1 rRNA gene is annotated in these 1708 nt (G+C 52.9%); it reads left to right on the forward strand.

Annotation, left to right across the window (positions count from 1 at the left end):
- The first annotated feature begins 146 nt into the window (after positions 1 to 146).
- Positions 147 to 1688: ribosomal RNA gene (locus C0K55_RS25615) — 16S ribosomal RNA — on the forward strand.
- Positions 1689 to 1708: the final 20 nt, after the last annotated feature.

Raw genomic sequence — 1708 nt, forward strand, 5'->3', positions numbered from 1 at the left:
ACTGCTCTTTAACAATTTATCAGACAATCTGTGTGGGCACTCGAAGATACGGATTCTTAACGTCGCAAGACGCTAAATGAATACCAAGTCTCAAGAGTGAACACGTAATTCATTACGAAGTTTAATTCTTTGAGCATCAAACTTTTAAATTGAAGAGTTTGATCATGGCTCAGATTGAACGCTGGCGGCAGGCCTAACACATGCAAGTCGAACGGTAACAGAAAGAAGCTTGCTTCTTTGCTGACGAGTGGCGGACGGGTGAGTAATGTCTGGGAAACTGCCCGATGGAGGGGGATAACTACTGGAAACGGTAGCTAATACCGCATAACGTCGCAAGACCAAAGAGGGGGACCTTCGGGCCTCTTGCCATCGGATGTGCCCAGATGGGATTAGCTAGTAGGCGGGGTAACGGCCCACCTAGGCGACGATCTCTAGCTGGTCTGAGAGGATGACCAGCCACACTGGAACTGAGACACGGTCCAGACTCCTACGGGAGGCAGCAGTGGGGAATATTGCACAATGGGCGCAAGCCTGATGCAGCCATGCCGCGTGTATGAAGAAGGCCTTCGGGTTGTAAAGTACTTTCAGCGGGGAGGAAGGGAGTAAAGTTAATACCTTTGCTCATTGACGTTACCCGCAGAAGAAGCACCGGCTAACTCCGTGCCAGCAGCCGCGGTAATACGGAGGGTGCAAGCGTTAATCGGAATTACTGGGCGTAAAGCGCACGCAGGCGGTTTGTTAAGTCAGATGTGAAATCCCCGGGCTCAACCTGGGAACTGCATCTGATACTGGCAAGCTTGAGTCTCGTAGAGGGGGGTAGAATTCCAGGTGTAGCGGTGAAATGCGTAGAGATCTGGAGGAATACCGGTGGCGAAGGCGGCCCCCTGGACGAAGACTGACGCTCAGGTGCGAAAGCGTGGGGAGCAAACAGGATTAGATACCCTGGTAGTCCACGCCGTAAACGATGTCGACTTGGAGGTTGTGCCCTTGAGGCGTGGCTTCCGGAGCTAACGCGTTAAGTCGACCGCCTGGGGAGTACGGCCGCAAGGTTAAAACTCAAATGAATTGACGGGGGCCCGCACAAGCGGTGGAGCATGTGGTTTAATTCGATGCAACGCGAAGAACCTTACCTGGTCTTGACATCCACAGAACATTCCAGAGATGGGATGGTGCCTTCGGGAACTGTGAGACAGGTGCTGCATGGCTGTCGTCAGCTCGTGTTGTGAAATGTTGGGTTAAGTCCCGCAACGAGCGCAACCCTTATCCTTTGTTGCCAGCGGTCCGGCCGGGAACTCAAAGGAGACTGCCAGTGATAAACTGGAGGAAGGTGGGGATGACGTCAAGTCATCATGGCCCTTACGACCAGGGCTACACACGTGCTACAATGGCGCATACAAAGAGAAGCGACCTCGCGAGAGCAAGCGGACCTCATAAAGTGCGTCGTAGTCCGGATTGGAGTCTGCAACTCGACTCCATGAAGTCGGAATCGCTAGTAATCGTGGATCAGAATGCCACGGTGAATACGTTCCCGGGCCTTGTACACACCGCCCGTCACACCATGGGAGTGGGTTGCAAAAGAAGTAGGTAGCTTAACCTTCGGGAGGGCGCTTACCACTTTGTGATTCATGACTGGGGTGAAGTCGTAACAAGGTAACCGTAGGGGAACCTGCGGTTGGATCACCTCCTTACCTTAAAGAAGCGTTCTTTG

Origin of the sequence: Escherichia sp. MOD1-EC6098 (assembly GCF_002965865.1) — a bacterium.
Lineage (GTDB): Bacteria > Pseudomonadota > Gammaproteobacteria > Enterobacterales > Enterobacteriaceae > Escherichia > Escherichia marmotae.